The sequence below is a fragment of the Mucilaginibacter straminoryzae genome, from assembly GCF_022953055.1.
GTDB lineage: Bacteria > Bacteroidota > Bacteroidia > Sphingobacteriales > Sphingobacteriaceae > Mucilaginibacter > Mucilaginibacter straminoryzae.
Genome location: NZ_JALJEJ010000004.1, coordinates 175,518 through 197,828, shown reverse-complemented (window position 1 = coordinate 197,828; position 22,311 = coordinate 175,518). Strand labels below are relative to the sequence as shown.

The following is a 22,311-nucleotide window of genomic DNA, read 5'->3' as shown; positions in this document are numbered from 1 at the left end:
GTAAAAAGGTGGATGTAAGAGCGTCCACCTTTTTGTTTAAATATCAGGATACTTTTTCTGCGGGTGCAGAATCAAAACGCGATACATCTGTAACGCCCTTCACCGTTTTTAACCGTTTGATCAAGTTGTCCAGGTGTTCGCGGTCGTTCACGTAAACCATTATCGAACCTTCGAAAATACCGTTATCACTATCTACGGTGATTGAGCGGATGTTTACTTTAAAGTCTGTCGAGATAACGGTAGTCAGTTTATTTATCAGTCCCACGTCGTCGATTCCAGTAATACGCAGCCCTGTTAAGAAGGCTAATTCGTGCTGGTTGGTCCATCGCGCTTTTACCACCCGGTAGCCGTAGTTTGACATCAGCTTGGTGGCGTTAGGACAATTGGTGCGGTGGATTTTTATACCATCATTAATGGTGATAAATCCAAACACATCATCGCCTGGAATAGGATTACAGCAGTTCGCCAGTTTATAGTCGATCTTCTGCATATCCTCGCCAATCAGCAGGATATCGCTGTCTTTGGTCTTGATGCTCTTGAGCAGGTTCTGGATCTGTTCCTGCTCAATCTTTTCCTGCGGCTTGTTTTCGATCGACTTTTCAGACGCCTGATATTCTTTCAGGTCCTTCATGTCAATCAGTCCTTTCGCCACATTATAGAAAAGGTCTTGCGTTGAAGAGAGCTTAAAGAAATAACTAAGCTTATGGATATTCTCCGAGTTATAAGTGATCTTCAGCGATTTTAGCTTCCGCTCCAGTATTTCCTTGCCATCTTCGGCAATCTTGCGTTTTTCTTCCTTAAGCGCAGACTTGATCTTGGCTTTGGCCTTTGCCGTGATTACAAAATTCAGCCAATCTTCTTTTGGTGTCTGTTTGCTCGAGGTGATGATCTCTACCTGGTCGCCGTTTTGCAGTTTGTAGCTCAATGGCACCAGCTTGTGGTTCACTTTGGCGCCAATACAGGTAGCGCCCACATCGGTGTGGATTTCAAAGGCAAAGTCGAGCGCGGTAGCACCAAGCGGTAGCTGTAGCAATGCACCTTTTGGCGTGAAGATGAAAATCTCGTCAGAGAAGAGGTTCATCTTGAAATCGTCCAGGAAGTCAAGTGCGTTGGAGTCCGGGTTGCGCAGCATATCGCGTACCTTTTGGATCCATTGATCAAGGCCGTTATCAGAGCTGGACTCTTTATATTTCCAGTGCGCCGCAAAACCTTTTTCGGCAATCTCGTTCATGCGTTTGGTACGGATCTGTATTTCTACCCATTGACCGCGCGGGCCCATTACAGTAGTGTGTAAAGATTCATAGCCGTTTACTTTAGGCGATGATATCCAGTCGCGCAACCTGTCGGGGTTGGGGCGGTACAGGTCTGTAACGATAGAATAGGCTTTCCAGCATTCAGATTTCTCGTTCTCGGGCTTGCTGTCAAGGATAATCCGGATGGCAAAAAGGTCATACACTTCTTCAAAGGGGATGCCCTTTTTTTTCATCTTGTTCCAGATGGAGTGTATGGATTTCGGCCGTCCAAATACTTCGGCGTGCAAGCCCTGGCCTTCCAGTATTTTAGTGATCGGGTCAATAAAATCGCGGATGAACTTTTCGCGCTCTGCCTTTTTTTCGTTCAGTTTATTCTTAATGAACTGGTAGGTTTCGCTTTCCATGTATTTCATAGAAAGGTCTTCCAGTTCAGACTTGATAGCGTATAAACCCAGGCGGTGGGCCAGTGGGGCATACAGGTATACCGTTTCCGACGATAGCTTCAGCTGTTTATCCCGCGGCATAAACTCCATGGTGCGCATGTTATGCAAGCGGTCTGCCAGCTTAATCAGGATCACCCTCACGTCATCAGCAAGGGTAAGCAGCATTTTCCGGAAGTTCTCTGCCTGCAGCGAGCTGTTCGTATCAAACACGCCGGATATCTTGGTCAGCCCGTCGATGATCTTGGCTACCTTTTTACCAAACTCGCGTTCAATGTCTTCCAGCGTAACATCGGTATCCTCCACCACATCATGCAGCAATGCGCATACAATAGAAGTGGTTCCCAGTCCTATTTCTTCAGCAGCAATCTGTGCCACGGCAATAGGGTGGTAGATATAAGGCTCGCCAGATTTGCGCCGCATGTTTTTGTGGCTTTCCAACGCAAGGTCAAAGGCCTGGCGGATCAGGCGTTTATCGCCCTTCTGAAGCGTAGGTTTACAGGCACGTAGAAGAGCGCGGTATCTTTTCAGGATTTCATTCTTCTCTGCTTCCAGATCTATCACCAATTCCTTCATATTCGCTTATCTACTTTATTTGGCTATAAAAAAAATTAATTATGAGTTGATTGCAAAAATCAAGGAAAAAATCCGTTAATTTTGTATCTAAGTAAATATATGAAATTTTTTACGTTTTTGCTATTCTTGAGCGGGTTGACACTGGCTGTACAGGCACAGAGCAGCCTTCCGCGGCCTAAGCTGGGCAAAAATGATACCATAAAGACATATCTTACCGAGTACCAGGGCGAGCTGATCCCGTGGATTGTAACCCCCGAAGTTCAGATTGTGGATACGCGCATTTTTAAGAGCGATGCAGACCGTATGGCGTATATGCGTTTGAAATATAACGTAATGAAGGTATTGCCTTATGCCCGCTTTGCAGCCCAGCGGTACCAGCAATTGCAGCGCGACCTGGCACTTACCGGTGATAAGCACAAGCAGAAGGAACTGATCAACGCTTGTGAAACGCAGATCAAAGATCTTTTTAACCGGGAAATTAAAAACCTGACCATCTCCCAGGGCGAGGTGCTGATCAAGCTCATCAGCCGCGAAACCGGTAATACCACCTTCTCTTTAGCTAAAGACCTTAAAGGGGGCTTCCACGCCTTTATGTATCAGTCCGTGGCGCGTATATTCGGGCATAACCTGAAAGAAAATTACGATGCGGCGACAGAACATGATATCGAAGCTATTTTACATCAGGCAGGATATACTGCATCTTTGTATTAATGAATGATGAAGAGAATATCTACCAGTTTAACGTTCCACAGTTAAACGGGGCACAACTAAATCTGGAGCATTACCGCGGTAAAGTATTGCTGATTGTGAACACGGCTTCGCAATGCGGCTTTACGCCACAGATGAATAACCTGGTTGAATTAAAGAAGCAATTTGCCGGCAAGGATTTCGAGATCCTGGCGTTTCCATCCAATGATTTTGGCAACCAGGAACCGCTTGACGGCCACGGCCTGGTAAGTTTTTGTACGCGTTTTGATACCAACTTCCCGGTGTTTGATAAAGTGCGTGTACGCGGCACTTATACACACCCGCTTTACCGCTTCCTGGCCGATAAGAAACGTAATGGGCGCACCAACCAGCCCCCGCGATGGAACTTCCACAAGTATTTGATTGACAAGCAGGGCAGGGTGGTCGACTTTTTTTACCCTTTCACCCGGCCGGATTCGTCCAGGATACGAAAAAAGATAAACCAACTTTTAGAACAGTAAGATATAATAATGGCAAAATTAGATATCCTGGTTATTTCTGTTCACCCTGACGATGCTGAACTGGGTTGTGCAGGAACCATACTGAAACATATCCACCTTGGTTATAAAGTGGGCATTGTGGATCTTACCCGCGGCGAATTGGGTACCCGCGGTTCGGCAGAAATACGCGCGCAGGAAGCGGCTAAATCAGCGGAAATACTGGGTTTAACCGTACGTGAGAACCTCGGCTTCCCGGATGGTTTCTTCGAGAATAATAAAGAGTATCAGCTTAAACTGATCAGGGCGATCAGGAAATACCAGCCGGACATTTTGCTGGTGAATGCTTACCATGACCGCCATCCGGACCATGGCCGTGCAGGTGCGTTGGCAGATGATGCCTCTTTTTTGTCTGGCCTCAGAAAAATTGAAACTTTCTACGATGGACAGCCCCAGCAGGAGTGGCGACCTAAATTGGTATTACATTATATACAGGATACCTATATCCAACCAGACATCCTGGTGGATGTAACCGCCTTTTGGGATAAGAAAATTGAGAGTATTTATGCCTTTGGTTCGCAGTTTCATAACCCTAACTGGGAGAACGAACCGCAGACGTATATTTCCACGCCGGAATTTATTAAGGTTGTAGAAGCCCGCTCGCTGGAATTGGGTAAAAGCATCGGCGTAAAATATGCAGAGGGCTTTACCAGCAGGAAGTTGTTGGGGGTGAATAGCCTGTTCGATCTTAAATAAGAAAAGCCCCAAAAAAATGGGGCTTCTACTTTTTATTGTTGCGGCTTCAGGTACTCGAAGCGGTTATTATCCTGGCTGCGCTGGCGTATTAGTTTGTTCTCATTAGCCAGTTTTAATAAAATGCCCGATAGTTCTGATGTCTTGAAATCTGAATCGAATTGCTCTTTACAATAATCGGCAATGGCAGATATCGTGCGCGGCTCGTTAAAAAAGTCGCTTGCCAATAGTTGATATAAAACTTTAGTGGCACCCTGTTTTTTCTTTGGCGCTACTAAGGTGTCATCTTGTCCCTCAAAACGGGATGCTCTTTTGTTTAAATGTTCAAAAACGTCACCCTCGCTTTTGTCGCCGTCAAGCATTGTATCCAGTAATTTGTCTACAATACGCAATTGTACTGCTTCTGATTGAAATGAATTTACTACCTCTGAAATTTCGAGTAGCTGTTTTTTTAATTTTTCTGTGTGTTTGCTCATTATTAATAGTACCCCTGTAGATAGATAAATAAGTAGATCTAAAGTTTTAACTCACTTTGATATATTTTAGTATTAAATAAGTAATACTTAATTTTTAATACTTTAAGGAAAGGCTGCAAGTATAGTACCTAAGTGGATAAAACCGGAAAAAAATTGGGGCTAATATGACAACGGTAGCAATATTATTACATTGATAATTCTGGTAACACTTGCTCTATCACGTTTATTCCTTCGTCTATATGTGTTTTATCCATAATTAATGCGGGCCTGAAACGAATGCTTTTTTCGCCGCAGCCAAGAAACATCGTATTGCGTTTCATGCCTTCGTTAATGAAGTTGTCACGAATAGCACCATCTGGAAAATCAAATGCGGTCAGTAAGCCCGCTCCTCTAACGTTGGTTATTGCATGAAAATTGTGTGCAAGCTCATTTAATTTTTGTTGCAGGTAGCTACCGGTTTCTGCGGCATTATCGCATAGGCGGTCTTCGGCTATAATTTCGAGTATTTTAGCAGAGCGGACCATATCTGCCAGGTTACCTCCCCAGGTAGAATTGATACGGCTGGGTACGGTAAATACATTTTCGGGGTTTTCTTCAATTCTTTTGCCTGCCAGGATACCGCAAACCTGCATTTTTTTGCCAAAGGCCAGGATGTCCGGCCGCGCATTTTCACCAAAATGTTCGTGGCACCAGAATTTTCCGGTGAGTCCGACGCCGGTTTGTACTTCGTCATAGATCAGCAGGGCTTCATTTTCATCTGCAAGGATGCGCAATTGCTCTGCAAATTCTTTACGGATGTGGTTGTCGCCGCCTTCAGCCTGGATAGGTTCAATAATAATGGCGCAGATATCGTCTTTATTTTCCTGGAAAGCTTTTTTTATCTCGGCAATGCTCTGCGCTTCGCGGCGGTAAAGCTCTTCCGGATCGGTTTTCAACCTGTCAAAGTCGATCCAAGGCGTGCTTACCCGTGGCCAGTCGAACTTGGCAAACCATTTGGTTTTTACCGGTTTGGTATTGGTTAAGCTAAGCGTATACCCGGTGCGGCCATGAAAGGCCTTTTCAAAGTGCAGCACCTTAAAGCCTTTTTCGGAAGTATAGCCGCGGGCAAAGTTTTTCTGCACTTTCCAGTCCATTGCGGTTTTTAGTGCATTTTCTATGGCAAGCCCGCCGCCAGAGATAAAAAAGGCATGGGGCAGATAATCCGGAATACCGACACGGTCAAAAACTTCCAAAAACTGAGCGTATTGTTCAGTATAGATGTCAGAATTAGAAGGGTTGGTCAGGGCGGCCAGTAACAGGTTTTTCTTGAAAGTTTCGTCAGTAACCATACCTGGGTGGTTATACCCCAAAGGAACAGAGGCAAAGCAGGTAAAAAAATCCAGCAGGGTGCGGTTGTGCTTCGAGTCGTAGATGTAAACCCCCTGGCTGCGTTCCATATCAAAGGTAAGATCGAAACCGTCTGTCAGGATGTGTTTACTTAAAATGTCTTGAACATTCTGTGGTGTAATCGGCATGGTAGGTATAATAATTGGTTTACCCAAATTTACTAAAAACGGGCAAAACAAGCCAAAAAGAAGCTTTTTATACTGATTGCCTAAAAAGTATGTTTAAACAATTTAAAGTTACTTTTTGTACCCGAACCCGGTTTGGTTTATCTGATTTACGTATTCCGTTTTTGAATAAAAGCGAAAATTTCGGCTTAAAGGAAGGCCGATTAAGTTTTTGCGGGTGTTTTGGTCAATTTGTTTTTTACCGACTCCGCAATTAATAAAAGCTTTCCGGCAACCAGCATTCCCACATGCAGAAACATGGAGATGAAAATGTAACCTGCAAACTCGGTATCTCTTAACCATTTATTGGCAACCCTTGGGTAGATCTCTAAATGCGAAGCCTTTACCGCTTCCATATCAAGGTGATCAATTTCTGCCTCGCTCATGCTATCGGCCATATAATACAGGTTTTTGCTCCTGCATCCTCTGTGAAAAGCTGCGGTTACGCCGCGCGGATTTAAAATAAAACCTGTGGAAAGCGCGAACAGGTTCATAACGGAAATAATGGGTTTTCTGCAACTGCGCGACCCAAGTTCCCAGGCACTGATTTCGCTTTCGCCGACGCGATCAATACCGTAACCTGCCATGATATGGTGCATGTCGTGGAATTTCAGGTATTTCTTTCTGGCATCGATATTCGGGACAGGGGCTAACAGGCAGCCGATATACACCCGTACACAATGAGATTCAAGGTCGGCCGTCAGATTTAACTGGTTGAATTTATAAAATCCGATTAATGCTTCCTTTACTGTCATTGCAGGATAGGTTTGGTTTAAAGATAATAAACTAACGGAATTTTTCTTTCATCCCCAGCAATCCAAAAATGCCGCCTGTATGAATAGCCAGGATGTTAGTGCCTGCAGCAAAGTAATCTTGACTGGCGAGGTCAAAAATAGCATACAGCATTTTGCCGGTATATACAGGTTCGATCAGGATACCGGTTGCCGTGGTAAATTCTTTTACAAAGCTGATCAGTTCGGGAGTAGTTTTGGCATAACCACCAAAATGATAGTCGGCATGCAGGTTGAAGTTTTGGTTCCCGTTGCTGAATTTTTGGATTTCCTCGCCAATGAATTCGCCATTCTTCAAAACAGGCACGGCATGTAAGCGTGTAGATAGGTGATGTTGCGAAAGCCCGTTCAGTATACCCGCTGCAGTAGTACCTGTACCGCAGGCGCAGAAAAGATGATCGTACACCATTGGTAATTCCTGCACCAATTCGGCACAACCTTGCGCACCCTCTATAGAAGCGCCGCCTTCATTGACGAAAAACGCGTCATTATCATTACCGAAGTGTTGCTCGAACAATAATTCTTTGTGACGGTACTGCTCCCGGTCGGTAAAAATCAAACGCATGCCGTGCAAACGGCAAAGAAACAAGGTATCGTTATCTACCGCTTCCCCGCGAACAAATCCGATTGCTTTAAGCCCGAATTTTGATGCAGCCGCTGCCGTGGCTAAAAGATGGTTAGAATATGCGCCGCCAAAAGTAACCAGATGGTTTTTGCCGAGCGATTGCGCCTTAAGAAGCGTATACTTTAGTTTACGCCACTTGTTGCCCGAAATAAGCGGATGGATCAGATCATCGCGCTTAATAAAAAGTTTCAGCCCCTTTTGTTCAAACAACTCGGGGTTGATCTGTTCAACGGGGCTGAAAATAGGAAAGTCAAATTGCATTAGCTGAATTAAATGCCAAATCCAATACCGCCGTTCACGGTTTTGTACTCTGCAAGTCCGTAAGAAGCAAATATCCTGAAGAAGGCCAGGTTTAACTGAAAACCAATATCTGCACGGACATTGTTTACATTCTTTTTGTTGATCGTTACCGGGTCTTTATAGGTCGTGTAAAACTTCTGGCTAAAGTTACCCACGCTAACGCTGGTGGTAATAGGGTAGTTGCCAATAAGCCCCACATCTGTTTTGGATGAATTGTAGGCTACTGAAACAAATGGTGTAAATACAGCCAGTTGTTTAGACAGGATGGCCCCAGCCATCCAGCTGTTCACATGGCCTCTGATGAACTGGTTGCTGAAATCACTTGACTGCCCCGCACTTGATGGGATGGCACCGCTTTCTGGTCGTACATTTAACGATTTTTCATAGTTAAGGTGGGTATAGCCAAATAATACGGCTAAGTCAAACGGGATAAGCCTTTCTGCACGTTTGCCCACAAAATCGCGCATAATGTTATGTTTAAAACCAAAACCGATCATGGATACAGACCCAACATCTTCGCTCGGTTTAACTTTAGGTATCGCCCTTAAGGTAAGGTCGGTATTTTTGATAATACCTGCCGTTAATTGTAATTGTGGCGTAGGTACAAAGGAGAGCTGGCCGCCGGGCATGGTGTAGCTGCCTACTTTGTTACCATTATCGTCATAAATATTCATTACCGGCCCGTCGTTTTTGCTTCCGGCAAAAGTAGGCGAAATGGTGTTTGACGCACTGGCCGGGCGCAGGTGATTAGACAATCCGATCTTAGTTACGTCGAAGCTTTTATCCTTATCCGGTGCGAAAGCCATACTGGCAGTTATCCGCAGATCAAAACGGGCAAGCCCTTTCGCTTTGGCGGTATTGGTCCAGCCGCTATTGAGGCCGTAACCAATGCCCTTAAATAATGGCTCAGCGTAGGCATCAATCAGTTTGGTCGCGTCAGCAGGGCTTGATTTTATCAGTTGGTCAAAGCCGCTTTGTGCTTTTGCTGTTAACACGGAAAAGCCAAGGGCTGCAAACAAGGCATAGTAAAATTTATTCATAACGGGCAAAATGGGTGCTTTTTTTAACGCACGAGTAATTAAATTTTTTCCTGCTTAAATGTACCAAGTTTTTTACAATTACCAATAAGGTTAAAAAACGGTATTTTTGCGGTAAATGTCAGTAGAAACAGACGCGTACGAACCAGAAGAACAAGATCTTTATGAGCATTTCAGGATTGTGGTAGACAAAGGGCAGTCGTTGCTTCGTGTCGATAAATTCCTGATGAACCGTATTGAGAATGCTACGCGTAACCGTATCCAGAACGCTATTGAACTGGGTAATGTACTGGTTAACCAGAAGGTGATCAAGTCCAGTTACAGGGTAAAGCCCGGTGACGTGATTTCGGTAGTTTTACCGCATCCGCCCCGAGATACCGAGGTTTACCCTGAGAATATCCCTCTGGATATTGTTTATGAAGATGATGATCTGCTGGTGATTAATAAACCGGCAGGACTGGTAGTGCACCCTGGTTATAATAATTATACAGGAACGTTGGTAAACGGGTTAGTGTATCACTTTCAACAACTGCCTACCATGCCGGGGAATGACGGCAGGCCGGGGCTGGTACACCGAATTGATAAGGATACCTCGGGTTTATTATTGATCAGCAAGAACGAGCGGAGTATCACTTACCTGGCGCGGCAGTTCTACGAGCATACCATTACGCGAAAATATCTAGCGTTGGTTTGGGGCGACCTGGAGACCGACGGCACCATTACGGGTTATATCGGGCGAAGCGCAGCTGACCGCAGGGTGATGTCTGTTTATGACGATCCTGAAAAAGGTAAATGGTCAGTCACCCACTATAAAGTGCTGGAGCGTTTTGGCTATGTCACACTGATTGAGTGCCAACTGGAAACCGGCCGTACACACCAGATCCGCGCGCACTTGAAGCACATTGGTCACCCGTTGTTTAGCGATGCAGCTTACGGCGGCGACCGTATTTTAAAAGGTACCGTATTTGGCAAGTACAAGCAGTTTGTAGAGAATTGTTTCGAATTAATGCCGCGGCAAGCGCTGCATGCGCAAACGCTGGGCTTTGTTCACCCTGCAACGAAAAAAAAGCTGCACTTTGAAGCCCCTCTGCCACAAGACTTTGAAGGGGTTTTAAACAAGTGGCGAAAATATATTGCTGCTACGGCAGATCAAAATGCCTCATAGATCGTTTAGCCTTTATCTATGAATCCCCTTTTTATCAATTATAACGGCCAATATCTGCCTGCGGATGCACCGGTGCTGACCACCGGTAACCGTGCTTTTAAATACGGCGATGGCCTTTTTGAAAGTATGCGGCTGGTGAAGGGCCAGTTGAAATTTCCCGACCTTCATGCCGAACGTTTGCAGAACGGAATGAAGGGGCTGAAGATTGAAGGATATTCGCAACTGGACGATTGGTTTTTGAAAGAAAAATCGGCAGACCTCGCTACTCGCAATAAGATTAGGAATGGCCGTATCCGCCTGACGGTCTACCGCGATGCCGAAGGCTTATATGCGCCCACGCAGAATAAGATGGGCTATTGCATGGAAATTCAGCCCACCGAAAACTGGCATTATGAGATGAATAACAAGGGGCTGATCATGGATATTTTTACTGAAGTGCCGAAGCCGCTAAATTATCTTTCAAATTTTAAAACCTGCAATTCGCTCACCTACGTAATGGCGGGGATATATAAGGAACAAAATAAACTGGACGACGCATTTCTGCTGAACCAGAACGGTTTTTTGTGCGAGGCCATTAGTTCGAATATTTTTGTGTGGTATCAAAACCATCTTTATACGCCCGCGTTAAGTGAAGGGTGTGTGGACGGAATTATGCGTAAAGTGGTGATTGATCTGGCACTGAAGCAGGACATACCGGTTACCGAAGCGCAGATAAATCCGCACATTTTGTACGAAGCCGACGAGGTTTTCTTAACCAATGCCGCCAGGGGGATACAGTGGGTAATGGGTTATGGTGTAAAACGGTATTTCAATAACCTCAGTCGTGCGTTGACGGAAGAGCTGAATAAGCTATAGTTCATTTGTTCACTGGTTCACTTGTAAATTAGAATCAATGACTAATGAACGAATGAACAAATAAACGAATCACTGATTATGCTGCCCCCTGACCACGGACTGATCTACACCGAGACTAACCTGGCGCACCTGTTCCCCGAACCCTGGAACATGGTCACTTCTGCTTTATTTCTGATACCGGCACTTTACTGGATTATTAAATTGAAAGGTTTCAGCAGGCAACATCAATTTTTAAGTATAGCCGCATGGCTGCTGCTGGTAGGATGTATCGGTGGCACCATCTATCATGGGCTACGCAGATGGCCGGTTTTTATCATGATGGACTGGCTCCCGATCGCGCTCTTATGCCTGATGGCCAGCGTTTATTTCTGGATGCGGGTATTGGGCAACTGGGCTTATGGTATCGCGGCTCTGATTGTATTTGTGGCTGCGGAAGGCGGGTTGAGAGTACTTTTAGCGAATGCCGATCCGCAGATATTGACCAGTTTAAGTTATGGCGTAATGGTGCTGATGATCTTATTGCCGTTAAGCATGCTGTTGGTAAAGATCCGCGGGCGGAACCTTTCATTAGTCATCTTTGCGTTGCTGGCTTTTATGGTAGCGCTGTTCTTCCGTGTGGCAGACCAATGGGCACCGCTACCGATGGGCACGCACTTTTTGTGGCATACTTTCGGTGTAATTGCTACAGCTGTTATTTTCCTGTTCATCTACCGCTTAAACGAAACTACTACCGTAAGGATGGACACTTATCGCCCAAATATCGCGGCGTGAGATCGGTGGCTGGCAAAAGCCAGTTAGCCAGGTCTGCCGCATTCGCCACCTCAGTCACATTCGCCGCATTCACCACGTCTGCCACGTTCGCCACAGTCGGGGAGATGGGTAACAGTTACCAACACTCTCCGTTATCTGTTTAAGTTTGCTTCGCTTAGCCCAGAAAGATAATGAGGATGTCATGCTGAGGATATCGAAGCAAGAGCGTAGGATGTTCCCAAATAAGGAATTCGTCCTTGCAAGCGAAGCGTGGCAATCTCAATATAGATTTACGAAGGAGATCGCCACTCCGTCAATCGACGGATCGCGATGACAACTCATTATTATTCTCTTCGCAGAAAGCGGCGCAACCTGGCGTTTTTTGAAAAGTCTACAGACCCTTCGACAAGCTCAGGGTGACAGGTGTGATAGATTTCTTCCGCCTTTGTCATGCTTGTCGAAGCATGAGCGCAAGGTGTGCCCAAATAAGGGATTTGTCCTTGCGAGCGAAGCGTGGCAATCTCAATATAGATTTAGGAAGGAGATCGCCACTCCTTCAATCGATGGATCGCGATGACAACCCATTATTATTCTCTTCGCAGAGAGCGGCGCAACCTGGCGTTTTTTGAAAAGCCTACAGACCCTTCGACAAGCTCAGGGTGACAGATGTGATAGATTTATTCCGCCTTTGTCATGCTTGTCGAAGCATGAGCGCAGGGTGTGCCCAAATAAGGGATTTGTCCTTGCGAGCGAAGCGTGGCAATCTCTTCTTATCTAAACCGAGATCGCCACACTCCTTTCGGAGTTCGCGATGACAGAAACGACATAACTTTTTCACTTCTTTCAGAATTAAAAAAGGTCTCGCTTCTTGTCTCTGGTTTCTTGCTTCTGTAATCTACAGCCTTACACCGCGTAAGAACTCTTCGACTCCCATACGTTTTTTACCTTCCAATTGCACGTCTAACAACTTCAGGTAGCCATCGGTACAGGCAACTTTCAAATACGTTTTGCCGTCGCTGGCAAAGCTGCCTGGTGCTTCGGATGGTTGGGCGAGTTCTTTCTCGGCTTTAAAGATCTTTAGCGTTTTGCCATTAAATTCAGTAAAGGCGGTAGGGTAAGGGCTTAAACCGCGCACCAGGTTATGCACTTGCTCAACCGGCTTATTCCAGTCGACACGGCAATCGTCTTTAAATATTTTAGGGGCATGTTTCAGTTGAACACCTTCGGCAACATGCTCCTGCGGTTGTTCGGTGTAGCGGCCACTTTCTACAGCCTTTACTGTTTTTACCAGCAGGCCCGCGCCTTTATTCATCAGCTTGTCGTGGAGAATGCCTGCATCAAAGTCGTCAAACAGGGTGATCTTCTCTGTAAACAGGATGTTACCGGTATCTATCTCGTGTTTTAAAAAGAAGGTAGTGACGCCGGTTTCCTTTTCGCCATTGATAATGGCCCAGTTGATAGGTGCAGCACCCCGGTATTGCGGCAGTAAAGAAGCATGCAGGTTGATGGTTCCGCGCGGCGGCATATTCCAAACTGCTTCGGGCAGCATCCGGAAGGCCACAACCACCTGGAGATCTGCTCTGAGCGCTTTTAGCTCTTCTAAAAATTGCGGGTCTTTCAGTTTTTCGGGCTGAAGTACTTTGAGATGATTGGCTACGGCAAATTTTTTCACGGCCGACTCCGAAAGCTGCTGACCGCGGCCCGCCGGTTTATCCGGCGCGGTTACCACTCCAACAATATCGCAGCCGGCATCCAGCAAGGCCTCCAGTGAAGCAACGGCAAATTCGGGCGTACCCATAAAAACAATTCTCATATTGTAATAAGTAAGATGTTCATGGTTAATCGTTCATGGTTCATAGCAATCAAAATGATTTTCTTAATGCTGTAAGCATTTTTACCAGTTCCTCGTAATCATTATATAATTCCTTAAAATTTCGACTGTCTATAAATCCTCTTTCTCGCGCGATAAACAAGCAGCTTACCACTTCAATAGCTGATCTTAAAGCGTATGACAAGAATACTTTAAATACCTTTTTTGTTTGGCCTGTTGAACCCTCCGCTATATTCAATACAACGGAATCTGTAGCTCGTTTAATTTGTGCTGTTAACACAAATAGCTCATCATTGGGGAAAGTCTTTGTAAGTAGATTAATTCGGCTATCCAACTCCAAGGCCTTTTTCCATACGTGTAAATCCTCAAATCTGAATGCCATTTGTTTAATTGCTATGAACTACCTTCCATGAACTATTAACTATTGATACAAAAGATACTTCTTCCGCATTTCTTTGAAGCGGCTCAGCGCCGGTTCCCAGCTCTGCCTGATCTCGCTCTCGGTTTTCCCGGCTTCAACTTGCTTCCTTAGCTCCTCTGAGCCCCACAGTTTGTTAATATACGCATTAAAGAAATGACTTTTATCCGGGAAAGCTTTGTATAATTCGATCAACCACGCCAAATTTAATTTTTTACTTTCTACTAACTTTTTTGCATCAAAATTTCGCAGGTCTATCCCGTAGCAGGTCTGCCCTTTTAGCGGTGGGTTATCGCTCACGCCCGGAATGCTGATCGGCGTAAACGAGAAAGTGTATTTGCCTTTGAGTGATGGATGTCCCACCACAGTGAACGGGAATTGCGTTCCGCGTCCTAAGCTTAGCGTAGTCCCTTCAAACAAACAGATGCTGGGATACAGCAAGATCGACAGTTGGCTGTTCAGATTTGGTGATGGCCAAACCGGTAGTTGGTAGGCCATGTTATGCTTGTAGTTGGCTAATTTAATCACCTTAAGCTGGCATTTAACCTTGTTCTTCAACCACCCTTCGCCGTTGATCATTTGGGCATATTCACCTATCGTCATGCCATGGGCTGCCGGGATGGGGTGCATCCCTACGAAAGACTTATAAGTAGTATCCGTCATTACCGGGCCATCCACCAGGTAGCCGTTAGGGTTCGGCCGATCAAGGATCATCAACTCTACGTTGTGTTCTGCGCAGGCTTCCATTACATAATGCAGGGTAGAGATGTAGGTGTAAAAGCGGGTGCCTACGTCCTGGATGTCGAAAACAATGATATCTAATCCTTTCAGGTCTTCATCCGTAGGTTTGTAATGCTTGCCATACAGCGAAACTACCGGGACGCCTGTTTTTGCATCAATTTCGTCGGCTACCCTTGCACCATTGGCCGCATTGCCGCGAAACCCATGTTCAGGGCCGAAGATCTTTTTAATCAACACGCCACGCTTCAGTAAACTGTCGGGGCTGGGTGTCAGGCTTTTACCGATTACTGAAGTCTGGTTCACCACCATGCCCACGTTTTTGCCTTTCAGATAATCTATATACAGATCGGTTTGGTCCGCACCTGTGATTATGGGCACAGTAGTTTTTTGACGGATAACTTTTTTTGCTGACGTCGGTTTTTGTTTAAAAACATCACCTTCTGTTGCATAATTGGCTTTTGTAACGCCGAAGGCAAGGCACAGCACGAGTGTGGCGAAGAACGTATTTTTCATAAAGGCGTATCGATAGAAACAATTTTGGCCTGCGCTGTATTTAACAGCAAAACCGCATATTTGCGAAAGTACAAAAAACAACCTTCAATTGAGTTTTTCGTCATTCATAGCAGCCAGAATTACTTTTCAATCCAAGCGGACCTTTTCCAAGCTTATTGTACGGATCGCCATTATCGGTATTATGCTCAGCCTCTGTGTCATGATCCTTTCTGTAGCGATAGTAAAAGGCTTTAAGCAGCAGATCCGCGAGAAGGTAAGGGGCTTTTCCGGCGATGTACAGGTGGTAAAGTTTGATAACAATAACTCGTACGAGAACTCGCCTTTTGCAGATAGCAGCCATTTTGCAGCACGGGCGGCAAAAGAAAAAAATGTAGCCGAGGTAATGCCCTTCGCTACTAAAGCAGGGATTATCCGTGCGAACGATGAAATTGAAGGCGTGGTATTGAAGGGGGTGGACAAAACCTATAACTGGGCGTTCTTTAAATCGGCCCTGGAGCAGGGTAAGGTGATTGATTTTAAGGATTCGGTTACCGCCTCTAAACAGGTGCTGATCTCGCGTTACACGGCCGACAGGCTGAAGCTGAAGGCCGGCGACGACTTCATTATGTATTTTGTGCAGGAACCATTGCGCAAGCGTAAATTTACCATCGCTGGCATATTTAATACCGGGTTAGACGAGGTAGATAAAACCTTTGTAGTGGCCGATCTTTCCGTAATTCGCAGGTTGAACAACTGGAAGCCGGATCAGATCGGTGGGTACGAGATCTGGGTGAAAGATTTTGAAACATTAAGGTTTACTTCGAACAAGCTTAACGACCTGCTGCCGCCATATCTGCGCTCTTACGACATATACGAAACCTACCCAACTATATTTGGCTGGCTCGACTTGTTAGATGTCAATACGCAGGTTTTACTGGTGCTGATGATCGCTGTCGCTTTGATCAACATGATCTCTGCATTGCTCATCATGATCCTGGAACGTACCTCAATGATAGGTATGTTGAAAGCCCTTGGGGCAAAAAGCTGGGCTATCCAAAAAATATTCCTTTATAATGCCGCTTACCTGATTGGCGTTGGCCTGCTGCTTGGTAATTTGTTGGGAGTAGGCATCGGTCTATTTCAGCAGAAAACCCACTTCTTAACGCTGGATGCAGCATCATACTACATGCGCTTTGTACCGGTGCAGTTTACCGTTACGGACGTAGTATTGTTGAACGCGGGTACTTTGTTCATCTGTCTATTGGTGCTGATTATCCCGTCCCTGCTGGTTACACGTATAGCGCCGGTAAAGGCCATCCGTTTTAAATAAAGTGACAAGCCGGTGAAGCCAGGGGCTTTCTAACATTCGCGTAATAGAATTATCTTTGCGGCAATGTTAATCAACCAGTTCTATGATAAGGGTTTGGCACATGCTTCTTACGCAGTGCTCCGCGCAGGTAAAATGATTGTGATCGACCCTGCCCGCGACCCGCAGCCGTATTACGATTTTGCTTCGCTTCACGAAGCGGATATTGTGGGAGTAATTGAAACCCACCCGCATGCAGATTTTGTGAGTTCGCACCTGGAAATTCATGAGCAGACAGGCGCTACCATTTATATCAGCAAACTGGCAGGCGCAGCCTATCCGCATCAGACTTTTGACGAAGGGGATGAAATTAAGTTGAATGACATCAAGCTGATTGCCATTAATACACCTGGCCACTCGCCAGACTCTATCTGTATTTTGGTGGAAGACGAAACAGGTAAACGTACCGCAATATTCACCGGTGATACCTTATTTGCAGGGGATGTCGGTCGCCCGGATCTTCGCGAAAACGTGGGGAATATCACTGCAAAGAAAGAAGAACTGGCGAGGCAGATGTACCATTCTACCAGGGAAAAATTAATGACCTTGCCCGAGGATGTGATCGTTTATCCTGCCCACGGCCCCGGTTCGCTCTGTGGCAAAAGCATGAGCCCGGATTTACAAAGTACTATCGGTAAGGAGTTGCGTGAGAATTACGCCCTGCAACTGATGGACGAGTTGAAGTTTGTACAGATGCTGACCACCGATCAGCCTTTTATGCCCAAATATTTTGGTTACGACGTAGAATTGAACAAACAGGGAGCACCGGGTTTTAAAGAAAGTATAGCGGAAATTCCCCGTTTAAACCTCGATGCTGCGTTAGAAGAAGGCATTATCTTAGTGGATGTACGCCCCGAAGGCGAGTTTAAGAAAGGGCATGTTCCCGGTTCGTTCAATATACAACTGAACGGCAAGATAGAAACCTGGTTAGGCGCGGTTTTGTCGCCCAATGAAACGTTTTATTTAATCGGATCGACCGAACACCAGTTAGAGGAAGCTATTAACAAGGCGGCTAAAATTGGTTACGAAAAGAATATCAAAGGCGCATTGCTAACCCCGGCAACGGCAACAGCTACCTCGGCTGGCTTTAACGAAGAAGATTTTAAGCAACACCAGCAAAATTATACCATTGTTGACGTACGTAACTGGAATGAGATTAACCACGCCAGGATTTTCGATCAGGCCCTAACTATTCCATTACCCGAGCTGAGGGAACGCGTTGGCGAGATACCTACTGATAAACCTATCGTAGTGCATTGCGCAGCAGGTTATCGTTCCGCAGCGGCCAGCAGTATCATTGCCGCCGAAATTACCGCAGTGCCCGTTTACGACCTCAGTGATGCAATCGTAAACTACGCTGCAAAAGGTTAAAAAGAAATGGAAGTGCAGCAGCCCGAATTGACTATCGTTACCACGGCAGATGGTTCTAAAACCATCTTTAACCCGCAGGTTGGGGAGCACTATCATTCCAAGCATGGCGCATTGCAGGAAAGTAAACACGTTTTTCTGGATGCCGGGTTGAAATATTTTTTGCAGGACAAGACAGTACCGGAAGTAAGTATACTGGAGGTTGGCTTTGGTACGGGGCTAAATTTTCTGCTCACTGCGGATTATTGTACTGCCAATAACCTTCAATTGAATTATACGGGTATAGAAGCCTACCCGCTATTAGCTGAAATGATTGCAGGAACGGGTTATGATGCGTATGTTTCCGCAGAGACGTGGCAAGCCTTTAACCAGTCCTATCGACAGGCTTTGCAGGGAACTACGCAGTTATATCCAAACGTGGAGCTGAACATCGATACCCGGCTACTGACTGATTTTGAAACTTCACGAAAGTTCGACGTGGTATATTTTGATGCGTTCGCAGCTATTCACCAGCCAGAGATGTGGAACGAAGAGGCTATTAGTCATACTGTTAAGTTTATGAAACCGGGCGGTGTATTTGTAACCTATGCCATTACCGGCAACCTGAAACGTACGCTTAAAGCGCTGGATTTCAAGGTGGAAAAGGTGCCGGGAGCGCCGGGTAAGCGCGAAATGCTGCGCGCAATTAAGCGCTGATACAATTTTTGCCATAGGTTTTCGTATTAATAGGAGGCTGCACCAGCAATGGGATAATAAATCCTATTTTTGCAGTAAATTTTTACCTATGGCTTTAACACCTCCGGTTACATCGCACACCCCAGCAGGCGCTTTTGAACGGCTGCTGACCATCATGAATGATCTTCGCGCTAATTGTCCGTGGGATAAAAAGCAGACGATGGAAAGCCTGCGTCACCTCACCATCGAAGAAACCTATGAACTTTCTGACGCCATTTTGAGTGGCGATATGGATGAGATCCGCAAGGAACTTGGCGATATTATGCTGCACCTGGTTTTTTATGCCAAAATCGGCTCGGAAACTAACGAGTTTAATATTACAAGCGTGCTAAACGGCATTTGTGATAAGCTGATCAACCGGCACCCGCATATTTATAGCGATACGGAGGTGAATGATGAGCAAGATGTGAAACGTAACTGGGAGCAGATCAAGCTGAAAGAAGGTAACCGCTCTGTATTGGGTGGCGTACCTGCTTCATTGCCTGCTTTGGTGAAAGCTTCCCGTATCCAGGAGAAGGCCCGCGGGGTAGGTTTCGACTGGGAAAACAAAGAGCAGGTTTGGGAAAAGGTAGAAGAAGAGATCAAAGAATTCCGCGATGAGTTTAATGTTGCCGATGGCGAATCGATAGACCAGGAGAAAGCAGAAAGTGAATTCGGCGACCTGCTGTTTTCGCTGATCAATTATGCCAGGTTTATTAACATCAATCCGGAAGATGCGCTGGAGAAAACCAATCGCAAGTTTATTAAACGCTTCACTTATCTGGAAGATAAGGCGCGCGAAAATGATCGCCAGTTGCATGATATGACACTATCAGAAATGGATGTGTATTGGAACGAGGCGAAGAAATTATAGAATTTTTTAAGTCAGTTGTAGCGTAACGCAAACTTACCGCGTAACGTAGATAAATTAGATAACGAAGAATAGTGTATGCGTAAATTAATCTACTTATTACCTTTTGCTATTATGGCTTTAGGCAGCTGTATGAAAAGCAGTTCAGATTCTACCCCGGTACCGGTACCCACCGGAACTTTTGCCGGCAAGTTTAAAGTGTTAAAAAGAAACGTCACCTCAGGCGCTTATGATACTACAAAAAAAATCAATATAACCATTGATATGAGCACTGCCACGGGCTATAAAGTGACAGGCGATACCACTACCCTGCATGCAGGAAGCTATGGCGATTTTGCCCTTAACGGTACGTATATTTTATTCAGCGATGCTACCGTGCCTAAAACAGGCGTTGCGCCGGGCAGCAAGATCCATTTAAATGGTTACTATCCGTATGCGTATAACGGTACCCAGCTACAGTTCTACACTACATTTGCCGATACCATGGCTTATGTTTACGAGCTGAAAAAGAATTAATTAAAGTTACTCGCAACCAAATTCGCCTGTGCATTTGATGTACAGGCTTTTTGGCTTAATTGTATATTTAGAAAAAAATAACCTGTCACTGTAGCGTTCCCCGGCGCTTTATCGTAATGGCTTTTATTAGGAGCTAAACATCAGCCGGAGCCAACAATCTGATTAATGCAAAATAACCGTGGCATGGCTGAGGAAGTACTGATCAGTCAATGTAAAAAAGGTAGCCTGAAGCATCAGGAATTGCTTTATAAGCAGTTCTATGGCTACGCCATGGGTATCAGTTTGCGGTATAGCTTTAACAGGGACGATGCTTTGGAAGCGGTTAATGATGCTTTTATAAAAGTGTTTAATGCCATAAATACCTACGACACCGGTAAGGTATTTAAGGCTTGGTTAAGAACAATTGTAGTGAATACAGCCATTGACAGGCGGCGCAAGGATATGAAACACCAGTTGAACCTGGAGTTAGACCACACCATGCACTTACCGGGAAGCAATCAGCCCCTGGGGCGATTGAATGTGAATGATATTCTGAAGATGATGGAGCTGCTGCCTGCCATTCAACGGACGATTTTTAACCTGTATGAGATAGATGGTTACAGCCATGATGAGATAGCCGAAATGCTGGATATCCCGGCAAGTTCGTCGCGGGTGTATTTGAGCCGGGCAAAAGAAAAATTAAGGAATTTGATCAATACAGAAGCAAAAGAATATGGAGGATAACCTGGATAACGAACTCAGGGACCGGATCCGCGAAGTATTCGATAATTACGAGGATGCTTCTGCTGATGCCGGGTGGGAACTGTTGCGGCAGCGTTTTCCCGAAGAAAAGAAGCGTCGGATCATCCCGCTGTGGTGGTATGGCGTGGCCGCGCTTTTCCTGGTGGCAATCGGTTTGTGGTTTTTATACCCGCAGCAGGAAGTGCAAAATGTAGTTCAGCATAAAAGTAAACCCGCAATTACACCGCAGCCGGATAGTGAGGTTAACCTGGCGGACAACGGGAAGAAAAACTCTGCTTCGGCTGAGGATAGTACGGCAGATCAAGAGAAATCAAAAATCACCAATACGGGAAAAACTTATCCTTCGCAGGCAGGTTCAAATTACATGGATGGGAAATATGCTACAGTATCAAAATCGGGAAGCAATGTATTGTTTGCTGAGGGCCCTAATAAGCAGCAGTCATCAATACAAGCCTATGCCCCTGATGAAAAGTTCGCTGGAAGTAAGGTTGATGTAGTTACAGAGGGGCAAAAAATTGTTGGGCTTGCACCTCAATCCACTGCAAATAGTGCTGGCGTGTTGAAGACTGTTGTTGCTGCTGGCGAAAAGTCTGTGGCAGATTCAGGGCAAACGGCTTTTGCAGGTGACAACAATATTGTGAAAACAAGTGTTGCCGCCAGCGCTCAACCGGCTGGTAATACAGCCGCGGCCATGTTGAAAATGATAGCTGATGATAAGGCACGTGAGGATGCGGCCAGGGCGCGCAAACAAACAGAAGATCATCCTGCAAAAAAGAAAATATCTATTGCTGTTTATGCAGCTACTTACTTTAACTATGCAAAAGGCAGCAGCAGTAACGATGTTAACCTGGGTGGTGGATTAACTTCCGATTTCAGCATTACCAATAACCTGAAACTGTCTACCGGCCTGGCTATCGCACAGAACAGTTTACGGTTTGATAACGCGGCTAGTGTTCCTAATGCGGTGAATCAGAAAGCCGCGGCGGCGGCAGTCAGCGCAAGTTATGCTGCCAGCCCGGCAAGTTTCCTGGCAGCGCCTGCAGTTTCGCCATCGGTGAAAAATGCGAGTGCTGTTTTAGTTGGCCTGGATATTCCTATCAACTTTAAATACCAGTTTAACCCTCAAAAGTCAGATACCTACGTTATGGCGGGTATTAGTTCCGGAACGTACATCAATGAGACCTACCGGTCTACGCTTGATTACCCGAATAGCTACGCCAGCTTTGTTACTGTTGGAAGCGGTTTCAATAGTTTGAGCACTACGCAGCAGGAGAGCACTACGAAACAACATTTTAACACCTTTGACTTTGCCCGGACACTGAACCTATCTTTTGGCGTGGGCTATCCGCTTGGTAAATATAACCGGCTCATCGTCGAACCGTTTTTGAAATATCCCCTTGGTGGATTAGGATCGCAGGACATCCGGTTCGGTGCAGGCGGAATAAATCTAAAACTTAACTTTAAATCTGCTTCTAAATAGTATTTTTGCTACCAGTAA

22 protein-coding genes are annotated in these 22,311 nt (G+C 45.5%); 13 read left to right on the top strand and 9 right to left on the bottom strand.

The genetic code is table 11. The features are described 5' to 3' along the window. Window positions 1-43: 43 nt before the first annotated feature. Entirely contained in the window at window positions 44-2,269 is a 2,226-nt protein-coding gene (locus tag MUY27_RS10370) for a RelA/SpoT family protein (protein ID WP_245129951.1), read from the bottom strand. Window positions 2,270-2,368: 99 nt separating this feature from the next. On the opposite strand from MUY27_RS10370, the gene MUY27_RS10365 reads away from it, so the two are divergent. The 3 genes from MUY27_RS10365 to bshB1 are packed head-to-tail and all read left to right on the top strand — an operon-like array spanning window position 2,369 to window position 4,209. Continuing rightward, on the top strand, window positions 2,369-2,980 hold the full coding sequence (locus MUY27_RS10365; protein ID WP_245129950.1) for a DUF4294 domain-containing protein: 612 nt from the start codon (window positions 2,369-2,371) through the stop codon (window positions 2,978-2,980). Beyond that, entirely contained in the window at window positions 2,980-3,477 is a 498-nt protein-coding gene (locus MUY27_RS10360) for a glutathione peroxidase (RefSeq protein WP_245129949.1), read from the top strand. The genes MUY27_RS10365 and MUY27_RS10360 overlap by 1 nt, the downstream gene beginning before the upstream one ends. Before the next feature lie 9 nt (window positions 3,478-3,486). Beyond that, entirely contained in the window at window positions 3,487-4,209 is a 723-nt protein-coding gene (gene bshB1, locus MUY27_RS10355) for a bacillithiol biosynthesis deacetylase BshB1 (protein WP_245129948.1), read from the top strand. A gap of 32 nt (window positions 4,210-4,241) precedes the next feature. Here the strand turns inward: bshB1 and MUY27_RS10350 are convergent, their stop codons facing one another. The 5 genes from MUY27_RS10350 to MUY27_RS10330 all read right to left on the bottom strand — a co-directional run bounded on the left by MUY27_RS10350 (window position 4,242) and on the right by MUY27_RS10330 (window position 8,988). Further along, entirely contained in the window at window positions 4,242-4,682 is a 441-nt protein-coding gene (locus tag MUY27_RS10350) for a hypothetical protein (RefSeq protein ID WP_245129947.1), read from the bottom strand. A 185-nt stretch (window positions 4,683-4,867) separates the two neighbouring features. Continuing rightward, window positions 4,868-6,196, bottom strand: a complete 1,329-nt coding sequence (lat, locus tag MUY27_RS10345; RefSeq protein ID WP_245129946.1) for an L-lysine 6-transaminase — start codon at window positions 6,194-6,196, stop codon at window positions 4,868-4,870. 200 nt (window positions 6,197-6,396) lie between these two features. After that, window positions 6,397-6,987, bottom strand: a complete 591-nt coding sequence (locus MUY27_RS10340) for a hypothetical protein (RefSeq protein ID WP_245129945.1) — start codon at window positions 6,985-6,987, stop codon at window positions 6,397-6,399. A gap of 31 nt (window positions 6,988-7,018) precedes the next feature. Further along, window positions 7,019-7,909 carry a 1-aminocyclopropane-1-carboxylate deaminase/D-cysteine desulfhydrase gene (locus MUY27_RS10335; RefSeq protein WP_245129944.1) on the bottom strand — a complete coding sequence of 297 codons (891 nt, stop codon included), beginning with the start codon at window positions 7,907-7,909 and terminating at the stop codon, window positions 7,019-7,021. An 8-nt stretch (window positions 7,910-7,917) separates the two neighbouring features. Continuing rightward, window positions 7,918-8,988 carry a DUF6588 family protein gene (locus MUY27_RS10330; RefSeq protein WP_245129943.1) on the bottom strand — a complete coding sequence of 357 codons (1,071 nt, stop codon included), beginning with the start codon at window positions 8,986-8,988 and terminating at the stop codon, window positions 7,918-7,920. A 115-nt stretch (window positions 8,989-9,103) separates the two neighbouring features. Here MUY27_RS10330 and MUY27_RS10325 point away from each other — a divergent pair, with 115 nt between their 5' ends. The 3 genes from MUY27_RS10325 (at window position 9,104) to MUY27_RS10315 (ending at window position 11,776) form a co-directional block, all read left to right on the top strand. Continuing rightward, window positions 9,104-10,150: an RluA family pseudouridine synthase gene (locus MUY27_RS10325; protein ID WP_245129942.1), complete on the top strand. Its 1,047-nt coding sequence runs from the start codon at window positions 9,104-9,106 to the stop codon at window positions 10,148-10,150. An 18-nt stretch (window positions 10,151-10,168) separates the two neighbouring features. Next, complete coding sequence (locus tag MUY27_RS10320) at window positions 10,169-11,005, top strand: aminotransferase class IV (protein WP_245129941.1); 837 nt, start codon at window positions 10,169-10,171, stop codon at window positions 11,003-11,005. Window positions 11,006-11,083: 78 nt separating this feature from the next. Next, a complete protein-coding gene (locus tag MUY27_RS10315) occupies window positions 11,084-11,776 on the top strand; it encodes a hypothetical protein (protein WP_245129940.1) in 693 nt (230 codons plus the stop codon). A gap of 874 nt (window positions 11,777-12,650) precedes the next feature. On the opposite strand, the gene fmt is transcribed toward MUY27_RS10315, so the two are convergent. From fmt to MUY27_RS10300, 3 genes are read right to left on the bottom strand one after another with little or no spacing between them, the layout of a single operon-like run. Beyond that, entirely contained in the window at window positions 12,651-13,568 is a 918-nt protein-coding gene (gene fmt / locus MUY27_RS10310; protein ID WP_245129939.1) for a methionyl-tRNA formyltransferase, read from the bottom strand. A gap of 49 nt (window positions 13,569-13,617) precedes the next feature. Beyond that, complete coding sequence (locus MUY27_RS10305) at window positions 13,618-13,968, bottom strand: four helix bundle protein (RefSeq protein ID WP_245129938.1); 351 nt, start codon at window positions 13,966-13,968, stop codon at window positions 13,618-13,620. Window positions 13,969-14,007: 39 nt separating this feature from the next. After that, on the bottom strand, window positions 14,008-15,258 hold the full coding sequence (locus tag MUY27_RS10300) for an exo-beta-N-acetylmuramidase NamZ family protein (RefSeq protein ID WP_245129937.1): 1,251 nt from the start codon (window positions 15,256-15,258) through the stop codon (window positions 14,008-14,010). A gap of 88 nt (window positions 15,259-15,346) precedes the next feature. Here MUY27_RS10300 and MUY27_RS10295 point away from each other — a divergent pair, with 88 nt between their 5' ends. The 7 genes from MUY27_RS10295 (at window position 15,347) to MUY27_RS10265 (ending at window position 22,293) form a co-directional block, all read left to right on the top strand. Continuing rightward, a complete protein-coding gene (locus tag MUY27_RS10295; RefSeq protein WP_245129936.1) occupies window positions 15,347-16,567 on the top strand; it encodes an ABC transporter permease in 1,221 nt (406 codons plus the stop codon). Between the two features lie 63 nt (window positions 16,568-16,630). Continuing rightward, window positions 16,631-17,974, top strand: coding sequence for an MBL fold metallo-hydrolase (locus MUY27_RS10290; RefSeq protein ID WP_245129935.1), 1,344 nt, complete (start codon window positions 16,631-16,633; stop codon window positions 17,972-17,974). 6 nt (window positions 17,975-17,980) lie between these two features. Beyond that, a complete protein-coding gene (gene mnmC2 / locus MUY27_RS10285) occupies window positions 17,981-18,667 on the top strand; it encodes a tRNA (5-methylaminomethyl-2-thiouridine)(34)-methyltransferase MnmC2 (protein ID WP_245129934.1) in 687 nt (228 codons plus the stop codon). Between the two features lie 88 nt (window positions 18,668-18,755). After that, a complete protein-coding gene (gene mazG / locus MUY27_RS10280; protein WP_245129933.1) occupies window positions 18,756-19,559 on the top strand; it encodes a nucleoside triphosphate pyrophosphohydrolase in 804 nt (267 codons plus the stop codon). Window positions 19,560-19,634: 75 nt separating this feature from the next. Next, window positions 19,635-20,072 (top strand): hypothetical protein, encoded by a 438-nt coding sequence (locus MUY27_RS10275; RefSeq protein ID WP_245129932.1) that lies wholly within the window; start codon window positions 19,635-19,637, stop codon window positions 20,070-20,072. A gap of 165 nt (window positions 20,073-20,237) precedes the next feature. Beyond that, entirely contained in the window at window positions 20,238-20,795 is a 558-nt protein-coding gene (locus tag MUY27_RS10270) for an RNA polymerase sigma factor (protein ID WP_245129931.1), read from the top strand. Continuing rightward, complete coding sequence (locus tag MUY27_RS10265; RefSeq protein ID WP_245129930.1) at window positions 20,785-22,293, top strand: outer membrane beta-barrel protein; 1,509 nt, start codon at window positions 20,785-20,787, stop codon at window positions 22,291-22,293. Before MUY27_RS10270 ends, MUY27_RS10265 begins: the two co-directional genes overlap by 11 nt. The last annotated feature ends 18 nt before the right edge of the window (window positions 22,294-22,311 follow it).

Coding starts and splice junctions, on each gene's coding strand:
- MUY27_RS10370 (WP_245129951.1), bottom strand. CDS start 2,269: ATGAAGGAATTGGTGATAGATCTGGAAGCAGAGAAGAATGAAATCCTG.
- MUY27_RS10365 (WP_245129950.1), top strand. CDS start 2,369: ATGAAATTTTTTACGTTTTTGCTATTCTTGAGCGGGTTGACACTGGCT.
- MUY27_RS10360 (WP_245129949.1), top strand. CDS start 2,980: ATGAATGATGAAGAGAATATCTACCAGTTTAACGTTCCACAGTTAAAC.
- bshB1 (WP_245129948.1), top strand. CDS start 3,487: ATGGCAAAATTAGATATCCTGGTTATTTCTGTTCACCCTGACGATGCT.
- MUY27_RS10350 (WP_245129947.1), bottom strand. CDS start 4,682: ATGAGCAAACACACAGAAAAATTAAAAAAACAGCTACTCGAAATTTCA.
- lat (WP_245129946.1), bottom strand. CDS start 6,196: ATGCCGATTACACCACAGAATGTTCAAGACATTTTAAGTAAACACATC.
- MUY27_RS10340 (WP_245129945.1), bottom strand. CDS start 6,987: ATGACAGTAAAGGAAGCATTAATCGGATTTTATAAATTCAACCAGTTA.
- MUY27_RS10335 (WP_245129944.1), bottom strand. CDS start 7,909: ATGCAATTTGACTTTCCTATTTTCAGCCCCGTTGAACAGATCAACCCC.
- MUY27_RS10330 (WP_245129943.1), bottom strand. CDS start 8,988: ATGAATAAATTTTACTATGCCTTGTTTGCAGCCCTTGGCTTTTCCGTG.
- MUY27_RS10325 (WP_245129942.1), top strand. CDS start 9,104: ATGTCAGTAGAAACAGACGCGTACGAACCAGAAGAACAAGATCTTTAT.
- MUY27_RS10320 (WP_245129941.1), top strand. CDS start 10,169: ATGAATCCCCTTTTTATCAATTATAACGGCCAATATCTGCCTGCGGAT.
- MUY27_RS10315 (WP_245129940.1), top strand. CDS start 11,084: ATGCTGCCCCCTGACCACGGACTGATCTACACCGAGACTAACCTGGCG.
- fmt (WP_245129939.1), bottom strand. CDS start 13,568: ATGAGAATTGTTTTTATGGGTACGCCCGAATTTGCCGTTGCTTCACTG.
- MUY27_RS10305 (WP_245129938.1), bottom strand. CDS start 13,968: ATGGCATTCAGATTTGAGGATTTACACGTATGGAAAAAGGCCTTGGAG.
- MUY27_RS10300 (WP_245129937.1), bottom strand. CDS start 15,258: ATGAAAAATACGTTCTTCGCCACACTCGTGCTGTGCCTTGCCTTCGGC.
- MUY27_RS10290 (WP_245129935.1), top strand. CDS start 16,631: ATGTTAATCAACCAGTTCTATGATAAGGGTTTGGCACATGCTTCTTAC.
- mnmC2 (WP_245129934.1), top strand. CDS start 17,981: ATGGAAGTGCAGCAGCCCGAATTGACTATCGTTACCACGGCAGATGGT.
- mazG (WP_245129933.1), top strand. CDS start 18,756: ATGGCTTTAACACCTCCGGTTACATCGCACACCCCAGCAGGCGCTTTT.
- MUY27_RS10275 (WP_245129932.1), top strand. CDS start 19,635: ATGCGTAAATTAATCTACTTATTACCTTTTGCTATTATGGCTTTAGGC.
- MUY27_RS10270 (WP_245129931.1), top strand. CDS start 20,238: ATGCAAAATAACCGTGGCATGGCTGAGGAAGTACTGATCAGTCAATGT.
- MUY27_RS10265 (WP_245129930.1), top strand. CDS start 20,785: ATGGAGGATAACCTGGATAACGAACTCAGGGACCGGATCCGCGAAGTA.